The sequence below is a fragment of the Streptomyces sp. BK208 genome (assembly GCF_004364245.1).
Taxonomy (GTDB): domain Bacteria; phylum Actinomycetota; class Actinomycetes; order Streptomycetales; family Streptomycetaceae; genus Streptomyces.
In genome coordinates, this window is the sequence record NZ_SOAV01000003.1 from 587,607 (window position 1) to 607,103 (window position 19,497).

A 19,497-nucleotide genomic window follows, 5' to 3' on the forward strand; every position below is an offset into this window, starting at 1 on the left:
CGATTCCTCAAGGCGACACGGCAACCGTCGAGTCCAGCTCGGTCTCCGCCGCATTGCCCGGATTACCGGATCGAGTGATGATCCTGGACAGATGTACTCCCGGCGGTGTCACGAGGGGAGTCGTCACTGCGTCCTCGCAGAGGCTGGCCGCGGTCGAGGCTGAAGCGTGTGGTCACCGCGCGGGGCAAGTGACGCAGCGCCTGGGACAGCAGCCGGTAGCGCAGACTCGGGATACTGATCGTGCGACCGCGCTCCATGTCCTTCAGGGCTGTGGCAACCACCTGCTCGCTGGTCAGCCACATCCACCGCGGCATGTGAGGGCTGGTCATTCCTGCGCGATGAGGGAAGGCCGTCTTCGTGTAGCCCGGAAGCAGAGCCATCATGTGTACGCCGCTGCCCTTGAGCTGGGCGGAGCGGGCGGTGGACTCGGTGAACGCCAGCACCCAGGACTTGCTCGCGGGATAGGTGCTGGCGAGCCATACGGGTCCGTGAGCCGCGACGGAGGCGACATTGATGACGGCACCCGCTCCCCGGCTGATCATCGCCGGTAGTACCGCGTGCGTAGCGCGCAGAACGCACCCGACATTCACTTGGAGGAGCGCCCGCTCGTCGGCAGGATCGCTGAAAGGGAAAGGGGCGGGCAGCCCGTACCCGGCATTGTTGATCAACAGGTCAGGGACAGAGGCGGCCAAACCGTCGGTGAGGCGGCTGACGCCCTCTTCGGTGGCCAGGTCCGCCGTCATGATCAGTGGGCTGTCACCGCCGTGGCCGAGCCGGGCGGCAACCTCCCTCAGGACCTCCGTACGACGGGCGACCAGGGTGAGTCGGTATCCAGCCGCGGCAAGTCGTTCGGCGAATGCCAGGCCCAGTCCGGACGTCGCTCCGGTGATCACGGCTGTGCGGCGGACAGTCGTGGCCGCGTCGGAAGCCTGGTGAGCGGGGACATTGATCATGTGCGCCTCCAATGCGGAGTGAGAGACGAGGGCATCGACTCGGAGGAGCCCGTCCCCGAGGGGAGACGGCGCACAGAAACAGAGGCGCCGATCGATCCGGGACACTACCGCCTGGTCACGATTCCCACGCTGCCCGTCACCCGAACGGCCGACTCCGCTTCGCGGATGCCTGCGCGGTGATCCCTCCGGCCGTTCACCACTGCCGGGTGGTGCGCGTGACCAGGTCCAGGGAGCACTCGTTTCCAGGTCATGATCCTTGGCGGTTCTACCGCGCCGAATACGTTCGCCTCGAGCCCGTCCCGCAGCTCGGCACCTGGACGGGTCCTGCGGTGACTGGAGGAGCCGCGCCCCCAGGCGCATCCCCCGCCGACCCCTCTGGTGTCCCTCCCGCGGGCCCGACGGCCCCCCACGACGTCATGACCGCCGTCTCCCGAGCACGCGTCGCCGGACTGGCCTGGAGCAGCCGGCCTCCGGCACATCGTCGGCAGTGGGCCGTGCGGTTCGTCGCCCTGGCTCGAAAAGACGCATCTCGACTGGCTCGCCTGGCCATGCAGACGGGCGGTCTGTGCCGTGGTGACGTCGTGACCGACCAACGCGCCGCTTTCCGGGCGCACCGGAACGGCTGGAGACGAACTCCGCGAGCCCGGGCCGACAAGCCGCCCGCGGTACACGTCGTGCTCTCCTTGAACGACGATGCCGCGCCGCTGACCCACGTCCTCAACGGGGTGGTGCCGGCGCTGCTCGACGGGGACTGTGTCGTCACCGCTGTCCCCTCACATGCCCTGCCGATGGCCGCTCACCTGCGTGCGCTGGCTCTGGAGGCCGGTCTTCCGGGCGGCGCCTGGCAGCAACTGGAAGGCCAGGACCGCCGGTTGTTGTGGGTGCTGGCCGAGCACACTGATGCCTCGGTCACCGCCTGCTGCACGCCTCGGGCCGCACCGGGGAGCACCACGTGCCCTGGTCTGTTCGTCGTACGCAAGGATGCTCGCCTTCGTCCGGCCGTACGGGACGCCGTGCAATCCGCCTTTCGCACCGCCGGCAGGAGCTGCGAGGCCACGCCCGTCCTGGCGGTACACACACACCACTACGACCGGTTCCTCGCACTGTTCGCCGCAGAGGTCCGCGAGGTCGGTGAACGAGCGCGCAGGTCACCACAGACCGTGCTGAGCGGACTGGCCTCTGCTCAGCAGGTGACCGCGGTGCGGGCGTACCTGCGTGGAACGGCCGAGGAGAACGCTCGCGTGGTGGTCAGCGGGGAGGTCTCCTCGTCCGGCCGCCATACACACAGTCCGGTGGTGCTGAGTCAAAAAGATCTCGACCTGGTCGACACGGCCCGTATCCCTCCAGGCCCTGTTGCGGTTGTCGCGCCGTTCACCGCCTGGTCGGAGGTGCTCTGGGCGGCCCGCGGAACAGGGCGACATGTGGTCGTCCACACCGCGAGCTCATTGAGCCAGCTCGCACCGCAGTTCGCCGCCCTCGGGGTGGACGACCTCCGTCTCGTACGCCCGTTCTTCACCTTGCGCCGGTGAGAGCACCCGCGCGGGACTGGGGGGCGAGACCTGGCATCAGTACAGCGCTCAAGGGCGTCCTCCACTGAGCGCGGCCGATTCTGCCGCACAGCAGAAGAAGCGAGGCCAGCGTCCCTGCCCCCGCCGCCGGTCCGGCAATCCAGGCCGTCGCGGCTACGAGCACCGCGGCGACCAGGCTGGGCAGGAACACACCGCCCACGACGAAACCCAGGAAAGCCAGGACGCACCGGGTCGCCGAGAGTCCCTCCTGCCGTGCCCCGACCGCGTGCAGACACGTCATCACCACCACTGCAGCGGATACGCCCACCATGACGACAGCGGCCAACGCGATCGCGACGTCGGCGCGCGCCCAGACCCCTGCCATGTGCCGCAAGGGTCGGTTTACGCAGGAGGCAGGGTCGAAGGCCGTGGGCGACAGAAACCGGCAGTAGCCCTGGCCGTCCCAGCCGTACGTCAGCACGCCGAACGCCAAGGCCCAGGGAGCGGTCAGGTTCGCGTAAGCCGCCGGCAGACTGCCCTTCGCCAGGAACCAGTGTCCGGCGATGCATCCAGCGATGCCGAAGGCGACGGTACTCGCTCCGAAGAGCGCCCTCCCCCATACCGGTGCGCTCTGCATCACGTGCATGGTCTCCCACGCGGGGAACCGTGACAGCAGCCACACGCAGGACGGCGCCAGCAGGAGAGCGTGGAACAGCGCACACGGGACGAGGGAGGCACTGAGCCGCCTGAAGCGCCGGTTCGTCGGAGCGTGTCGTCCGCCGTGTGTCTGCCGAACGGCAGATGCCGCGAACAGGGCGCCCGTTCCATAGGCGAGGAAGAAGTCGACTTGCATCATCAGGGAACCTTTCGGTGGCATCCGGCTGCGGTGCTTCCTCAGCCGGTCGGCTCCTGTTCGTGCCGTTGGACCAGGACGTCGAGGCGTTGGGCGACGCCGGCCAGAGTGGCCGCGCCCATGAGTTCCATCAGGGGCAGCTCGCACCCGAACGCCCGTTGCACCTGAACCTTGAGTTCGGCGCCCATCAGTGAGTCGAGGCCGAGGTCCGTGAGGTTGGCGGTGGTGCTGACGCGGTCCGGGCTGGTCTGCAGGATGTCTGCTGCAAGTGCCGTGAGAGCGTCTGTGACGAGGGTGATGCGTTCGGCGCCGCTTCCGGCCGTCTTGAGACGCTGCCTGAGGCCGTCAGCGGCTCGCGGGGAGGTTCTGCCTGTCACGTCGTGCAGTTGTGCACTGAAGCGCGGTCCGGTCAAAGCGGGCAGGATGTGGGCGAGTCGTTCCCAGTCCATGACCCCGACGGTGACGGCCGGCTCTCTGCCCAGCGCGAGGTGCCGGTCGAGGGCGGCCAAGGCCGTCCGCGGACTGATCAGGCCGATTCCGGAGCGGGCGATGGTCTCGGCCATCAGTGTCCGGGCGACGTAGCCGGTATCACTGATGCCGCCCCAGGCCAGTGCCAGGCCGGGGCGCCCCTCCGCTCGCCGCCTGCGCATCAGGCTCTCCAGGTAGAGGTTGGCGGCGGCGTACGGGGCCTGGTGGAGGTTGCCGACGAGCGCGGCGACGGAGGAGTAGGTGACGAAGAAGTCGAGTACGCAGTCCGTGCCGGCCTCATCGAGGATCTGCGCGCCCCGGACCTTGGCCGCGAGAACTCGGCGGACGCGACCGGGTGTCAGCTCGTCGAGCGGCGCGTCGTCCAACTGCATCGCCGCGTGGACGATCCCCCGTACAGGGCGCCCCTGCTCGACTGCCTCCCGGACGATCCGGGTGATGGCCTGGCGGTCGGTGACGTCAGCCGCGTGGACTGTCGCCTGGGCACCGCGCCGGCCGAGGTCTTCGAGGAGAGCTGATGCTTCGGGGGACGCGGCTCCGCGACGGCCGACGAGAGCCAGATGGCGGGCTCCGCGGTCGGCGAGATGACGGGCGGTGGCGGCCCCCAGACCGCTCAGCCCACCGCTGATCAGGTAGGTCGCGGCCGGATCCAGCGGCGCCGAGCTGACGGGCTGGTGAACCTCGACCGGCTCGGTACCGGAGAAGGTGATCACGACCTTGCCCAGGTGCCGGGAGTGACGCAGGCTGCTGAGGGCTTCTGTCACGCGGTCGGCGGGGTAGGCCCGGTGCGGTAGCGGGCGGTAGGTACCGTCGGTGATCCGGCGGGTGACCGTGGTGAAGGCGGCGGCTGCCTCGGCGGGGGTGTCGACGATCAGCCGGGTGATGTCCACGGCGTGGTAGGACAGGTTGGCGCGGAACGGGCGCAGCAGCAGTGGGCTGTTGGCGTAGATGTCCCGCTTGCCGAGTTCCACGAACCGGCCACCGGGGCGCAGGCATTCCAGGCTGCGTCCGATCGCTTCACCCGCCAGGGAATTGAGGACGACGTCGACGCCGCCTGCCGTCAGCTTTCGTACGTCGTGGGCGAAGGACAGGTCGCGGGAGTTCAGTACGTCCTCGACACCGAGAGCGCGCAGCAGGTCACGTTTGGCCGGACTGCCGGCGGTGGCGACGACCCGGGCCCCGATCTGCCGGGCATGGTTCAGTGCGGCCAGGCCGATGCCGCCCGCACCACCGTGGACGAGCAGGATCTCTCCGGCCCGCAGCCCGGCGCAGCGTTCCAGACTGTGCTGGACGGTGAGGTAGACGGCGGGCAGCGTGGTGGCTTCCGCGTAGGTCATGTGGTCGGGAATGCGGCCGGTCTGCTCAAGGCGCACGGTCACGTGGGAGGCCAGTGCGCCGTGCGCGAAGGCGTAGACCCGGTCGCCGACGTGCGAGGAGGCCACATCGGGTCCGACGGCGACGACATCACCCGCGCATTCCAGCCCGAGCCGCGGCGCGGCACCGGTGGCCGGTTCGGCGCCGGGCGGGAGCATGCCCTGGGCGAGCATGACATCGCGGTAGTTGAGAGCGGCGGCGCGCACCCGTACGACTACCTCGCCAGGAGCGGGGACCGGCGCGTCCGTAGCAGCCCAGGTCACGACGGGGTCGTGGCCTGTACGTTCGAGACGCAGAGCGTAATGATCGCCGGCCCGCACGGTCCGTGTGACGGGCGGCAGGGCGGCGACCCGGGGGGTGAACCGTCCGCCCCCTGCCAGGACCACCTCGTCCTCGTCATCGGCGTGCAGGAGTTCATGGGTGAGCCGCTCGGTGTCCTGACCGATGTCACCGCTGGGATGCAGGCTGACGCGACGGACCTTCAGCAGCGGGCGTTCGTTACCCAGCACACGGCCTACTCCCCAGGCGGCGGCGTGTACGGGAGCGGCCTCGTCGGTGTGTTCGGGCATGGGAAACAGTCCGGTGGGGCCCGTGACCACCCACAGGGCCGACGTTCCGTCGTCGGCAGGTGTGCACAGTGCGGCAGCCGTCCTGATCAGCTCGGTGTTTTCGGCCACCGTCTCCACGTGGTCGGCGACGGCGGCCGTCTCGTGCAGGAGCGCGACCACTCCGACCGGAGGCGGCGCCGACGTGAGGGGCTGTGTGACACCGTCGGTGATACGGACGCCGGTGGCACCGGCCGCTGTGAGCGCGCGCCCCAGGTGCTGGGCGGTCGGGTGGCCGGAGTCCGCGGTGACGATGACCCAGTTGCCCGTGGCCCGTGCGGGCGCCGGTGGCACGGCGGTCGTGCCGTACTCGGCGCGCCGGGCGAGCAGCACGGAGTAGTCCTGGTCGGCCTCCGGCTGGGCACTGCCGGTCTGCACGACACCGTCGAAGCCGCCGGTGCGCAGCAAGGCGGGCCAGGACTCCCGGTCCAGCAGCGGGCTGCTGCGCACGTCCGTGTCCGTGAACGCCCAGAACTCCTCCAGCAGACCGAAGCAGGGACCCAGGATGTCGGTGTCATGGCTCTCGACGGCCAGCAGCTGACCGCCCGGGGCGAGCAGTTCGGCGATGCGCCCGCAACTCGCCCTGAGGTCCCGCGTGGCGTGCAGCACGTTCGAGGCGACGATCAGATCGAAACTGCCGGGCGTGAAGCCCTGTTGCCATGCATCGGTGTTGAGATCGAGGGTGCGGTAGGTAACGAAGTCGAAGTCCGTGAAGCGGGTTCGGGCGCGAGGGAAGAAGGCGGCGGAGACGTCGCTGAAGACGTAGGTCGTCAGGGGTGCTGGCAGGAGCGGAAGCAGGTGCCCGGTGAGGCCGCCGGTTCCGGCTCCGACCTCCAGGACGCGCAGCGGCCGGTCCTGCGGCCAGTCCCGCACCATGCGGGCCAGCAGGACGCTCGCGTGGCGGGCATGCATCCGTACCTGCGGTGTGTCGGAGTAGAACCCCTCGACTAGGTGTCGGTCTGCCTCGGTGAACAGCAGTTCACGCGGGTCGACCCGGCCGGTGAGGATGTCGGTCAGATGCCTGCCGCAGCGGACGTAGACGGCAATGGCGGTGACCCACTCGGGGAAGCGGTCGACCAGTTGCTGTGTCTGCTCGTGTGGCTGTGCGACGCCGGTCTGGCGCCAGCGGTCCTCCCCCTCGGCGGTCACCGTACGGAGCAGACCGGCCCCCTCGGCCAGGCGTGCCAGCAGACGCACGTAGCGCCCGTGGTGTGGGCATACGCCGGCAGCCAGGAGGTCATCGATGCCGAACTCGTCGGCCTGCGGGAGAAGTTCCGTGAAAGCGGCCACCGCCCAGTGCCCGACCGCGGTCTTGACCTGGGGCGCGAAGGCCGCATAACCGTCGGGATGCCGGGCGTCCAGTTCCGAGCGCTGCCCGGCGGTGGCCCTCACGGTCTCCTCCAAGTCCGGCCAGGGGCAGGCCGCGTCGGATCGGAGAGAGGTTCTGCTGGTGGCTCGCAGGGTGTGGGTCAGCTCCTGGACCGGTGCCGGCTGTGCCGCGGCGGCCGCCACGGCCCTCATGCGGCAGCCGGTCAACTCCGCCCAGACGGTGCCGTCCTCCCCCGCGATCGTGATGTCGACGAGCGCGTCGGAGCCGGACAGGTCGCGCAGGCGTACGTGAACGAGCCCCTGACTGGGCAGCGATCGCCACACGCGAGTGGCCTCGACAGCGGTGGGGAGGAACATCTTGCCGTCCGCCGCGGCGGCCAGCAGCGGGCCGGACGCCTGCAGCGCCCCGTCCAGGATGACCGGGTGGGCTTCGAGGTGCTGCTGATCATCCAGGGGCAGCCGGTAAGAGGCCAGTGTCTCGCCATCGCCCACGTGCAGGCTCGTCAGGACCTGGAAGGTGGGTCCGTAGGCCAGGCCGGCCCGTGCGGCACGGTCGTAGTGGGTGGTGGCCGCGATCACCGGCCCGGACAGGCGGGAGCGCACTGCGGGCGGGTCGATCGCCGAGGGAGCGGGATCGAGGAGGCGGCGTACGCGTCCGCGGGCGTGCAACGTCCAGTCGCCCGTAGGCGTGGTCCGGGAGGCGAAACAAGCCAGGCCGTCCTCCAGGGAGAGGGAGGTCTGGACGGTGACGCTCGTGGGATCGTCACCGGCCGGAAGGGCAAGGGGACGGACGATGTCCAGGTCCGTCACCTCGCATGCGGCGCTGAAGGCGGCCCGCCCGGCGGCGAGAAACGCCTCGACGTAGCCGGCTCCGGGCATGACGACGCTGCCGTCCACCTGGTGGTCGTTGAGCCAGCCGAGGCGGCTGGTGCTCAGCAGTTGGTGCCAGGCCGGTTCGGCGACCGCGGCACGCCGGCCGAGGAGCGGATGGGTGAGGGTCTTGTCCTGCGGCACGGTGACCCACCAGTCGGGCTGTCCGTTGCAGCACTGCTCGCGCTGGAATGGGTATGACGGCAGGGAGACCACTGCGCCGGGCCGGAGGAAGCAGCGGAGACGTGCGCCGGCGGCGATCAGGCGAGCGGCCCCGCGGCGGATGGCGGTGGGGGCGTCCTGCTCACGTCGGCACAGCGCTACGGTGGCGTCCGTTCCGACCAGGCGGCGCAGGTAGCCGGCCAGTACGGCGTGGGGGCCGATCTCCACGAACTGCGTGCATCCGCTGTCGACGAGCGCACGAACGGCCTCGGCGAAGCGCACCGGTTCACGGACGTTGCGCCACCAGTAGTCGGCGTCGAGGCGGCTGCCCTCGAGGCGGTCTCCCGTCACGGTGGAGACGAACGTCCGCTGGTGGCGACCGGGTCGGAGTGGCAGCAGGCTGTCGGTGAGATCCTGCCGGACGGGGTCCATGGCCCTGGTGTGGAAGGCGTAGTCGAGGTCGAGCTCGCGGAAGAACACCTCCCGCGTGGTGAGTTGCCGTCCCAGGTCTGCCAGCGCCTCTGCGTGGCCCGCCAGGGTGACGTCGTGGTCGCTGTTGATTCCGGCCAGCTCGATGCGGCCGTGGTAGGCGGCGAGTTCCTTCTCAGCCGCTTTCGGGCCCAGACCGCATGCGGCCATGCGCCCGGTCCCGGCGGTGGCCGCCTGGGCGGTGCTGCGGGCGACGACCACCTGGCAGGCTTGCCCCAGGTCGAGGCAGCCGCTCGCGTACGCGGCGGCGATCTCACCGACGCTGTGGCCGGTCACGGCGTCGGGCTCGACGCCGTATGAGGCGAGCAGACGCAGCAGACCGATCTGCAGGGCGAAGAGCAGGGGCTGCGCCACCTCCGTCCGGGCGAGGCGTGGCGCGTCTGCGAGCAACTCGTCCAGTACCGACCAGCCCAGGTGCGGTGCGAGTTCGGAGTCGACGGCCTCGACCGCAGAACGGAAGGCGGGCTCGTTACGCAGCAGATCGGTACCCATGCCCGGCCACTGGGAGCCGTTGCCGCTGAAGACGAAGGCCACCTTCCCCGGTCGGCCGGTCACCCACGCGGAGTGGTCCCCGTCCTCAGTCCCGGCCATCGACAGCAGGGCATCGGCCGCCTCGGCGGCGGAGGCGGCCAGCACACCGGCGCGGCGTTCGTGATGGTGCCGCCGCACCGTGGCCGTGTACGCCACGTCGTAGAAGGCGTCGGTGGTGAACTGCAGGTGCTGCGCCATCTCCTGGCACGCGACCCGAAGGGCCTGTTCGGTGCGGGCCGAGACCACGACCGGCAGGACGGGGTGGCACGACGAACCCTCCGAGGTCTTCTCGGTGCCAGGGGTGTTCGGTGCGGAGGCTGCCAGAATCACGTGCGCGTTGGCGCCTCCGAATCCGAAGGAGTTCACTCCCGCCAACGGCAGACCGTCGTGGACGAGGGGCTGCGGCCGGGTCACCGGCTGCACGTTGAGGCCGGTGAAGTCGATGGCTGGATTCAGTTCCTCACAGTGGAGGGAAGCCGGGATCTGCCGGTGCTTCAGGACGAGAAGCGCCTTGAGCAGGCCGGCGATGCCCGAGGCGGCCTCCAGATGCCCGATGTTCGTCTTGACCGACCCGATCGGCAGCGCGCCGGTGTTGCGGCCGCGGCCCAGCACTCGGCCGACGGCCTCGCACTCCAGCGGGTCTCCCACCGGGGTGCCGGTGCCGTGAGCCTCCAGATAGGCGAGGTCGTCGGGGAGCACACCGGCCCGTTCGTACACCTCGCTCAGCAGAGCCTGCTGGGCGGACGCGCTGGGCAGCGCCAGCCCGGGTGTACGGCCGTCGTTGTTGGTCCCGCTGCCGAGAATCACGCCGTGAATGCGGTCGCCATCGCGGCGTGCGTCGGCGAGTCGCTTCAGCAGCACCAGACCGCCGCCCTCGGCGCGCACGAAACCGTCCGCCCGTGCGGAGAAGGCACGGCAGCGGCCCGTCGGGGAGAGCATCGACGCGGCCGAGAACCCGCTGAAACCCTGTGGATTGATCAGGACGTTGACACCGCCCGCCACAGCGATGCGGGAATGACCGGCCTTGAGATGCTCACACGCCTGGTGCACAGCCGTCAGCGCCGAGGAGCAAGCCGTGTCGACCATGACCGACTGGCCGCGCCAGTCGAAGAAGTGCGACAGCCGGTTGGCGACGATGGCGCCTGCCATACCGGTGACGGTGTAGGGGTTACCCGACTCCGGGGAGCACGCCTGCAGCTCACCGTAGTCCCGGCTGGAGCAGCCGATGAACACCGATGTGTCGGTCGCCTCAAGGGCCGTGGAGTCGATGCCGGCGTCGTCCAGCGCCTCGACCGCCATCTCCAGAAGCAGCCGCTGCTGCGGATCCATGCGGGACGCCTCGCGAGGCGAGATCCCTGTGAAACAGGAGGCATCGAAGCCGTAGACGTCCTGCAGGAAGCCGCCGGCGGCGGTGTAGGACTGCCCCGGGCGCCGTCGGACGGCGTCGACGAAGTCACCAGCTGGGAAACGGTCCGCGGGAACCTCACCGACCATGTCTCGCCCGGTGACCAGCACGGCCCAGAGATCGGCGAGCGAGTGAACGCCGCCGGGAAGCCGGCAAGCGGCCCCGACGACGGCGATGGAGTCATCGGGCGGGAACGGCAGATGTGCAGACAAGGCTGATCTCCGGGGAGGGAACGGCGCGGAGGGGAGCAGTGGGCCGACAACGCGGCTTTCAGGACGTGCGGCTCGGATGGGCGTCAGGGCAGGCGAAGCCAAGGGCCCCTCGCAGGAACACGGCGTCGATCGGGGCGGGATCGGCAAGACCGGGGGTCGCCGCGGTGGCGTTCGAACAGTCGTACACCCGCTGATGTCGGCAGTAACGGAGGAAGCCGGTGAGGCTTGCGGTCACGAACCGTTCAGCGTCTGTCGGGTCCGGCACGTCATCGTCGGCGCACTCGATGCGCAGACCCGGATATTGCTTCTCGATCACGGCAAGCAGGTCACGGACCGGCGTGGGTCGGGGGTGCACCACGTGGAAAGTGTGGACGGTCGCGTCTTGATCGCAGCGGTCATGACCGATACGGATCATCGCCTCGGTCGCGTACCGATCACCGACGATGTTGAAACTCGCATTGGAGGATACTCGCAGCCGCAGAACAAGCTGCCGCGCGCCGGGGCGCTGCGCCGGAATACCAGGAGCGCCCTCCTGAGACATCGCCTTCAGCATGTCCCCCAGGACGGACAGCGAGTGACCGGCTGCGCCTTCCGGCAGCGTTCGGTCCGCGGCGACGATGCTGGGACGCAGGACCACCACCGGTCGTCCGTGCCGCTCCGCCCACTGCCGCACCAGGCACTCAGCCGTGTACTTCGAGGCGTCGTAGTGAGTTTCGAAGCCGTGCACGTCACTCAGATCGCTTTCCGTGACGCGGCCGCTCGGGCGGGCGCCGGCCACCGCCATGGAGCTCACGTGCACCAGCCGACACTGGGGCGGGGTGGCCGCCGCGAAGGCGAGCACTTGGGCCGTGCCGTGAACGTTGACCCGGTATAACCGCTCACGTTCCCCGGTCAGCGCGATGTCGCTGGCGCAGTGCCAGATGGCGTCCACTTCGCCGGCCAGGCGCGCATAGAGCGCGGGAGACAGGCCCAGCCACGGCTTCGTGACGTCCCCGCTCACGCACCGCAGGTAGCCGCCGTGACGTTCGTCGAAGGCGCCCTCACCCACCACCTGAAGAGCGTCGGCCATGCGGCTCCTCAAGCGGGACGGATCCCCGCGCCCCAAGACGACGACGGGCTCGGAGCGGGTGGTGATCAGGGCGTGCGCGATGCGGGAGCCGAGGAATCCGGTGGCTCCGGTGAGCAGAACTGTCACAGCACGTACAAGATCACAGGACCGCTACGATTGGCAAAGCAGAGCGTCACCTTTCGAACACAATACGTGATGTCCATGCGGCAGTGGGTCGGCAGTTGAGGCGTTCCGGATGAACGCGCTGGAGCGACGCGTCACTCGACCCGGTCTCTCGTCCGAGTGCCGTGAAATGACCTCATGACCGAGGAGGCCACCATGCGTTCTTTCCTTCGCAGCCGTGTGGGAAGCACGGTTCGCCGGGGTCTGCGATCGCGTGTCGTCGCAGCTCTGGCCGCTCCTCACGGCGTCGACCGGTACCTGGAGCATTTGAACCCCATGTGGACCGTGCACGAGGTGAGGGCACGCGTCGTGGATGTTCAGCACCGCACGGCGAGGTCCGTGACCATCCGATTGCGGCCGAACGGCACGTGGAACGGGTTCAGAGCCGGCCAGTACGTCCGCTTCGGGGTCGACGTCAACGGTGTGCTCATGCAGCGCTTCTTCTCTCCGGCCTCCTCGGCGCACGACACCGCGGAGGTGGAGATCACCGTGGCATCGAATCCGGCCGGGACCGTCTCCTCCTACCTCCGGGAGAACGCCCGGCCCGGGACGGTCATGACGATGTCGCAAGCCAGAGGCGTCTTCTCACTGCCCGAACGTCGTCCACAGCGCCTACTGCTGATCAGCGGGGGCAGCGGCATCACCCCTGTGATGTCAATGCTCCGCACGTTGTGCCACGAAAATCATGCCGGGCGCATCACCTTCCTGCACTACGCGAAGTCCGCTCGGGAGGTCGTCTACGGAGACGAACTCCGTGAGCTCTCCCGGCGGTACCCGAACGTCGAGGTCCACAAGGTCTTTCCGGCCCGGGAACGCGGTGGTGATCTGCACGGGCCCTTCGGCATCGGGCACCTGCTCGAAGCGGCCCCCGACTTCCGCACCTCCCCGACCTACCTCTGCTCAGGATCACGTCTGCGACAGGCCGTCAGGGACCTCTGGGCTCAGCAAGGCATTGATGATCTGCTGCATACGGAGTTGTTCGCCCTCGACGCCGCCTGCCCTGCGAGTCGCAACGCCGGCCAGGTTGCGATCGACCAGGGTGTAGTGCGTCTCAGCCGCAGCGCAGTGGCCGTACCGGCCCGCGAAGGCACTCTCCTCGATCATGCGGAGGCCGCCGGCGCCAAGCCCAGATACGGGTGCCGGATGGGCATTTGCCACACCTGCACCACCAGAAAGATCTCGGGCTCGGTGGGCAACCTGCTGACCGGCGCCGTGTCCGACGGCCAGGACGAGAACATCCAGCTCTGCGTCTCCGTGCCCCACGGAGACGTACTGCTGGACATGTGACAGAAGAAACGTGAAGGGAAGAAGGGCAGTGCATGCGACACGACCACGGAGAACCGCTGCTGTCACCGGAGCAGATGGAAGAACTCGGGCGGGAACTGGACGCGATGCGCAGACAGGTGCTCGCGGACCTACAAGAACGCGACGCTGCGTACATCCGCTCGGTGGTGCGTACCCAACGCCGCTTGGAGATCGCGGGGCGGGGCCTCTTCTACTTCGGCTTCTTCCCGCCTGCCTGGATCGCAGGAGTCGTGTGTCTGGCGATCGCCAAAATGCTGGACAACATGGAGATCGGGCACAATGTCCTGCACGGCCAGTACGACTGGATCGGCGATCCCGACCTTCAGTCGAAAACCTTCGAGTGGGAATGGATGTACCCTGCCGAAGAATGGCGTCGATCACACAACTACGAGCACCACACCTACACCAATGTTCTGGGCAAGGACCGAGATATCGGCTACAGCGTGCTGCGCATGAGTGACGGCCAGCCGTGGCACCCGTACCATCTCGGAAACCCGCTGTACACACTCGTCATCATGGTGTTCTTCGAGCAAGCAGCCGCTCTCCATGATGTACAGGTCGATCGACTTGTCACCAGGAAAAGAAAGTGGTCAGAGAGCCGTGAGACTCTCCTGCGGCTGCGACGCAAAGCAGGCTCCTGCGCACTCAGAGAGTATGTCCTCTTTCCGGCCCTCACCGGGCCCCTCTTCCTCAGCACCCTGCTCGGTAACGTTGCAGCGGGTCTGATCCGCAACATCGTCGCCTTTTCGGCCGCTTTCACCGGCCACACCCCGCAGGACGCGCAGACCTTCACCGAGCAGCAGGTCGAAGGCGAATCTCGCGCGCACTGGTACTACCGGCAGTTGATGTGCAGTGCCAACTTCAGCGGCGGCAAGCTCTTCCACATTCTCACCGGACACTTCGGCCACCAGATCGAGCATCACTTGTTCCCGGACCTGCCCTCCAGTCGCCTGAGAGAAATCGCACCTCAGGTACAGGCCCTCTGCACCAGGTACGGGCTCCCCTACAACACCGGCCCTTTCCCTCGACAGTTGGGCAGCGCTTGGCGTAAAGCCTTCATGCTCGCCCTGCCGAGTAAAGAACACGTCGCGGCACGCTTTCGACGAACCGGGTCCCGTCGCGAAACGACCTCTTGAATGAAACAGGAAACGACGTGAGCCTTCTGCTCGGCGCAGTGGACCGGAGCTTCACTTATGAAGGCAGCGAGCCACAACCGGTCACGGGCTTCTTCCTGGCCCTCGAAGGGAAGCCCCCTTCCAGGGAATACCTGGTGGCACGGGTCTCCGAACGCGTGGGGTCGCTCCCGGCGCTGTGGCAACCACAGCCTCAGCGAGGACGCAGGCTGCGCCCCACGGCGGCGGTACGCCTCGACCCCGTGGAACATGTGCGTTGGGCCGTCGACCAGGATCTCACCGCTTTCCCTGCGGCATTGTTGGCCGTGCCGCTCCGAGCAGGCGTACCGGCGTGGGATCTGTGGTGCGCACCCGGAAGAGATGATGGCCGGTTCCAGGTCGCGTTCCGCATCCACCACGCGGTCCATGACGGGATGGGCGCGGCCCACGATCTCCTGACTCTGCTTTGTGACGACTCCCCGCCGCCTTTACGTCCGGTGGAACGGAAACGGCCCACAGCCACTGGTTGTGCCAACGTCGTGAAGGATCTGACCCGTTCCCTGGGCGGCAGGCGGAGGCACCGCTCCATCCCCCTGCCACGCCCCGGCGATCCCGTGCGGTGGGCGTGGGAAGAAGTTCCCGAGCGCATCGTGCATGAGATCGCCCGTAGATCTCGGTGCACGGGAAACGACATCTGCTTGGCGGCTTTCGCATGGGCGCTGCGGCTGAACGCCTCACAGACAACGGCCGGCAACCAGGCCCGTGCACCCGACTTCGACGCCGTCATTCCCATGTCCACCCGTGACGACCGGAACAGAACGGCACCCGGCAACCAGTTGGTGGCTTTCCGACTTCGTCTGCCCGTATCGGCGGGAAGCTTCGAGGAAGCGGTGGATCGGGTGGTCGAACAGAGTCGAGCGGCACGCGTCCACCGGCGACGTGATGCGGCACGCTGGTTGCTGGAGCTGTCCCCGACCGCCGTAGGGGCCTGGGCAAGCAGAGTGATGATGGACCCCCGTACCGCGCCGGTGATCGCCAGCAGTCTGACGTTCCCCGCCGTTGGCCCGTGTCTGGGCGCGCGTCTGCTGGGAACGTCGATGATGTACAACCTCGCGGGTGGCACGAGGTCCTATCTCTCCTTCACACGAGCGCAGGGAGTGATGCGGTGTGGCCTGGCATACCGAGCCTCCTGGCAGGCGGACAGCGTTCCGGCACTGTGGCGGCACATCCTGGTACGGCTCGCGCGGCCGAAGACGTCCCCAGGCGCGAACAACCTCCTCCCGGAGCGCTGATCAGGCGGCTTCCTGCGGAGCGGCCAAGCCCGTGCGGCGGCGTGCGGCTGCGGGAAGCCACCAGTTGGCGGGACCGAGCGCCGCCATGACAGCCGGCACCAGCACTCCGCGCACCAGGACGGCGTCGACGAGCGCGGCCAAGGCCACCCCTGCCCCGATCATCTTGATCACGGATACGGAGGAGGTGACCATGGCCGACGTGGAGACCGCCACGGCCAGTGCGGCGGACGTCATCAGCCGCCCGGTACGAGCGATGCCCTCCACCACAGCAGCCCGGTTGTCCGCACCGCGCTGGTACTCCTCACGGATCCGCCCCAGCAGGAACACCTCGTAATCCACCGACAGGGCCAGGGCGATGGCCAAGGTGAACAGCAGCAGCGAGACGTCGAGTGTCCCGGTGACCGTGAATCCTCCGAGTGCGCGGCGAGCCGTGCCGTCCTGGAAGACAGCAACCACCGCTCCCAGGCTCGCGCCGAGACTGACAACGGCCACGACCAGTGCCTTGAGGGGCGCGACGACGCTGCGGGTGAACAAGGCCAGGAGAAGTGCCAGCCCGACGCTCAGCAACGCCAACGCCCAGGGCAGCGCCCGCTTGGCGGCCGCAAGGGTGTCCTCGACCTCGGCGGCTCGCCCACCGACCATGACGGGCCCTGGCGCGGGGACCGCCCGGATCGCCTTGACCAGATCCGCGGCGCCGCTGCTTCCTGCTCGCACCGTGGTCGTGGCGGCGAGAACGGTTCCTGCCCCAGGCGCACCGGCCGCCACCCGCACGCCGGTCACGCCCGGAACGGCAGCCAGAGCCTGCTGGTACCCGGCCAGCCGTTCCGCAGGGGCCGCCTGGGACAGCACCACCGTGACCAGCTGCTCCGGCGCTCCGGCGAACTCCGCCCGGACCCGTTCGCCGGCGGACGCGACGGGCGAGGAGGCGGGCATGACGCGATGGTCCATGATGCCCAGCCGAGCGTGGGTGAAGGGCCACGCCATCATGCCGAGCAAGACCACGACAACACCGCCGGCCACAGCCCACCGCCGGGTCACCACTCGCGCGGTCCGGCGCCAGAAAGGGCTGCCCTGGCCAAGCTTCGTGCGCCGCCAGCGGTGGAAGGGATCGCCTCGTTCGCACAGCGGTCCCAGCAGCACCACGCAGGCAGGCGTCAGCAGCAGCGCCACGGTGGCAGACAGGAGCGTGACGGTCACGCCTGCCAACGCGAGCGCCCGGACCAGGGGCACCGGGACGACCGTCACCGCGGCCAGGCACACCGTGACCGCGGCGGCGGAGAAGGCGACCGAGCGACCACTGGTACGAACGGCCACGGCCAACGCCTCGGCGCGTGCCAGTCCGCCGGCCAGCTCCTCCCGGTACCGTGCCAGGAGAAATAGCGTGTAGTCCACGGCAAGGCCGAATCCGATGGCCAGAGCCGCATTCACCGCGAACGCCGAGACGTGCACCAGCCGCGCCATGCCACTGAGCAATGGGATGGTGCACAGCACGGCGACCCCGGCGACCAGCACCGGCATCAGAGCACTCACGAACGAGCCGTAGGTGATCAGCAGCAGGACGAACACGACCGGTGCCGCCAGGAGTTCGGCCCGCAGCAGGTCATCCTCGATACGGCTGTCCACGCGCTCCAGCGTCCACGACAGCCCGCTTGCTTGAACCGTGGAGGCCGGCACAACGGCTCGCGCCCGCGTTACCAGGCGGTCGGCCGTCTTCTCCCGTTCGTGTACGGATCCGTTCAGGCTCGCAAGGACCAGCACGGCAGCGCCGTCGCGGGAACGCAACGCCGACTGCTCCCGGGTGGCACCGGACCATACGGCGCGCACCCCGGACTCGCGGGGCAAGGCGGCCGAGACGATCTGAGCAGCCCGCGCGGCGCTACGCCCGGTTCGCCCATCACCGGTGACCCTCAGGACCAGATCAACGGGCGGAACTCCCGCACGCTTCGCCGCGTGCCGCGCTCTGACCGCCTCCGAGCTCTCGACCACTCTGCCGTCCCTGCCGAACGCCGCGACCGAGGCCGGAATCAACCAGGCCGCGCAGGCGACGACGAGCACGGCCCCGAGCACTACCAGCCGCGCCCGCGCCACAGACATCCGGGCCACTACCGCACCACTCCTCCACGGATCTGTTCTTGCCGTCCGTCGAGGAGAACGGCTAAATCCGCTCGAAGTAGCTGTGCTGCGGGGTGAAAGTGCACAGGAAACAGGTCGAGCACCACCGGCCGCACCTGAAGAACCATAGAAATCCGCAGGTCAGAGCCTCTTTGCAGCAGGCTCAAGAATAGCTACACACTCCACGTGCGACGTCATCGAAAAGATGTCAGACTGAAGGGATCCGAGAAAGCCGCTGGTCAGAGCCGGTTTCTCGGCTCGTCGCCCTTCGTGCAGACGCCCGGAGCGTCAAACGAGCGTCATGAGCAACAGCCTTCTTCCGGCTCAGGACGGGGACGCCGGCAAGCCGACCCCCGCACTAACCCGCTTCCGACACTCCGGACATGGCGCCCCCGTCCCCCTGCCCCTCGCTTCCAACGGCCTTGCCGCGATCGCTGAACGATTCACCAAGCCCCGCGCTGAGACTTCCGGAGCCGGAGCGCAGTTCCAGTCCGCGTCAGGAACCCCCCACGCAGGGAACCGCTGGTCCACACCGACTGGCTTGTCCCGTGCACGGAGACAGCGACCGGGTGGCCGCGTGGGGCGGTCCGTGAGGGCAGCCGTCGCCGAACTGCAGTGGACGGATACCTGGAGTGTGACTAGCCGGGATCTGCCTCTCAGAAGGACGGCGTCCCACCCCGTACGAAGGCCGCGATGTCTTCGATGCTCGGGGCGCAGACGGAAGAGGTGTCCACGACCTTGGTGGGGACGTCGAGGGAGAGGGGCACGAAGGACTCCAGTGAGTGATCCCCCTGAGTGAGCGCTTCCAGCAGTTCGCGATCGTCGTGCGCGGCGCGATGGGGGTTCTCAGCGGCACGCTGGGCGATGCGGTCGCGGGCGATCGCGGCAGGCGCGAGTACAGCGGATGACTCGAAGGTGGCCAAGGTCCGCCAGCGGTTCCAGGTTCGCCCGCCACAGCCGGTCCTGGTAGGCGGCTTCCGCCACCACCGTCACCCTGGCCCGCAGGAGCACCGTCAGGACGCCGAAGAAGGTCTCCAGGGTCAGGGAGTTGAGGGGATCACTCCTGGCGCGCCGGTAGCCGGAGTGGCCATGACCATGCCTTGCTTGATTTCGTCCCGAACGGATTGCGGGGCATCCGAGTTCGCAGGCCAGGGCGCGTGCGAGGGTGGTTTTCCCCGCGCCGGGCCTCCACTCACGACGACAGTGTGGGTGGGTTCATAGCGTGTCCTCGCATGTCAGCACGGCAACGGAGCCGTTCGGTCAGTCGTCGGTCACGGAGGCTGGGGCCTCTCGGCCAGGTGAAGGCGATGCGGAGAGGACGATGGTTGAACCCGGATCCGGAAGCGGGGCAGGTGCGAGCCGGATCCGGGGTGGCATGGGGCCTCGGTGGGTGGACTACTTGACCGCGCCGGCTGGTGGGAAAGTTCAAACTCTCGGATGGATGGAGCAGGGGGCCGTTCCATCGGGCAGCTGTCTTCATGTTTGGAGCCGGTCCGCGGTCAGCTCCGCAAACTGGCCGACCGGGGCTAAGGGCTGTCCCGTAACTGCTGGTCACAGGCGGGGTGGCCTTGGGGCATCTGGCGTGATCACGGCTTCGGATTCAGCGTGGATAGCGAAAAGGGCAGGGCCCCAGGCGACCGCACGTTCCTCTCAGCTGCCTACGATGTG

At 68.5% G+C, this 19,497-nt stretch carries 10 protein-coding genes; 5 read left to right on the forward strand and 5 right to left on the reverse strand.

The window, feature by feature from the left end:
• Positions 1-62 precede the first annotated feature (62 nt).
• Complete coding sequence (locus EV562_RS10915; protein WP_133886510.1) at positions 63-953, reverse strand: SDR family NAD(P)-dependent oxidoreductase; 891 nt, start codon at positions 951-953, stop codon at positions 63-65.
• A 683-nt stretch (positions 954-1,636) separates the two neighbouring features.
• Between EV562_RS10915 and EV562_RS10920 the strand changes: the two genes are divergently transcribed.
• Entirely contained in the window at positions 1,637-2,482 is an 846-nt protein-coding gene (locus EV562_RS10920; protein WP_347877070.1) for an aldehyde dehydrogenase family protein, read from the forward strand.
• On the opposite strand, the gene EV562_RS10925 is transcribed toward EV562_RS10920, so the two are convergent.
• From EV562_RS10925 to EV562_RS10935, 3 genes are read right to left on the reverse strand one after another with little or no spacing between them, the layout of a single operon-like run.
• Positions 2,466-3,317: a hypothetical protein gene (locus tag EV562_RS10925; protein WP_133886512.1), complete on the reverse strand. Its 852-nt coding sequence runs from the start codon at positions 3,315-3,317 to the stop codon at positions 2,466-2,468. The two genes, EV562_RS10920 and EV562_RS10925, sit on opposite strands and share 17 nt — an antisense overlap.
• 38 nt (positions 3,318-3,355) lie before the next feature.
• Positions 3,356-10,777: a type I polyketide synthase gene (locus tag EV562_RS10930; protein WP_133886513.1), complete on the reverse strand. Its 7,422-nt coding sequence runs from the start codon at positions 10,775-10,777 to the stop codon at positions 3,356-3,358.
• A gap of 58 nt (positions 10,778-10,835) precedes the next feature.
• Positions 10,836-11,972 carry an SDR family oxidoreductase gene (locus tag EV562_RS10935; RefSeq protein ID WP_133886514.1) on the reverse strand — a complete coding sequence of 379 codons (1,137 nt, stop codon included), beginning with the start codon at positions 11,970-11,972 and terminating at the stop codon, positions 10,836-10,838.
• A 174-nt stretch (positions 11,973-12,146) separates the two neighbouring features.
• Between EV562_RS10935 and EV562_RS10940 the strand changes: the two genes are divergently transcribed.
• From EV562_RS10940 to EV562_RS10950, 3 genes are read left to right on the forward strand one after another with little or no spacing between them, the layout of a single operon-like run.
• The gene (locus tag EV562_RS10940; protein WP_208298331.1) at positions 12,147-13,295 is read left to right on the forward strand and encodes a ferredoxin reductase; all 1,149 of its coding nucleotides are present in this window, start codon (positions 12,147-12,149) and stop codon (positions 13,293-13,295) included.
• A gap of 32 nt (positions 13,296-13,327) precedes the next feature.
• Positions 13,328-14,449 carry an acyl-CoA desaturase gene (locus EV562_RS10945; RefSeq protein ID WP_133886515.1) on the forward strand — a complete coding sequence of 374 codons (1,122 nt, stop codon included), beginning with the start codon at positions 13,328-13,330 and terminating at the stop codon, positions 14,447-14,449.
• 17 nt (positions 14,450-14,466) lie between these two features.
• On the forward strand, positions 14,467-15,717 hold the full coding sequence (locus EV562_RS10950; protein ID WP_166661709.1) for a wax ester/triacylglycerol synthase domain-containing protein: 1,251 nt from the start codon (positions 14,467-14,469) through the stop codon (positions 15,715-15,717).
• Here the strand turns inward: EV562_RS10950 and EV562_RS10955 are convergent, their stop codons facing one another.
• Positions 15,718-17,811 (reverse strand): MMPL family transporter, encoded by a 2,094-nt coding sequence (locus EV562_RS10955; protein WP_243860035.1) that lies wholly within the window; start codon positions 17,809-17,811, stop codon positions 15,718-15,720. It lies immediately after the preceding gene.
• A gap of 800 nt (positions 17,812-18,611) precedes the next feature.
• On the opposite strand from EV562_RS10955, the gene EV562_RS35870 reads away from it, so the two are divergent.
• Entirely contained in the window at positions 18,612-18,737 is a 126-nt protein-coding gene (locus EV562_RS35870; RefSeq protein WP_279588482.1) for a hypothetical protein, read from the forward strand.
• Positions 18,738-19,497: the final 760 nt, after the last annotated feature.

Bases quoted from the DNA above. Each gene is read 5' to 3' on its own strand.
- EV562_RS10915 (WP_133886510.1), bottom strand. From the start codon at position 953: ATGATCAATGTCCCCGCTCACCAGGCTTCCGACGCGGCCACGACTGTC.
- EV562_RS10925 (WP_133886512.1), bottom strand. From the start codon at position 3,317: ATGATGCAAGTCGACTTCTTCCTCGCCTATGGAACGGGCGCCCTGTTC.
- EV562_RS10940 (WP_208298331.1), top strand. From the start codon at position 12,147: ATGACCGAGGAGGCCACCATGCGTTCTTTCCTTCGCAGCCGTGTGGGA.
- EV562_RS10945 (WP_133886515.1), top strand. From the start codon at position 13,328: ATGCGACACGACCACGGAGAACCGCTGCTGTCACCGGAGCAGATGGAA.
- EV562_RS10955 (WP_243860035.1), bottom strand. From the start codon at position 17,811: ATGTCTGTGGCGCGGGCGCGGCTGGTAGTGCTCGGGGCCGTGCTCGTC.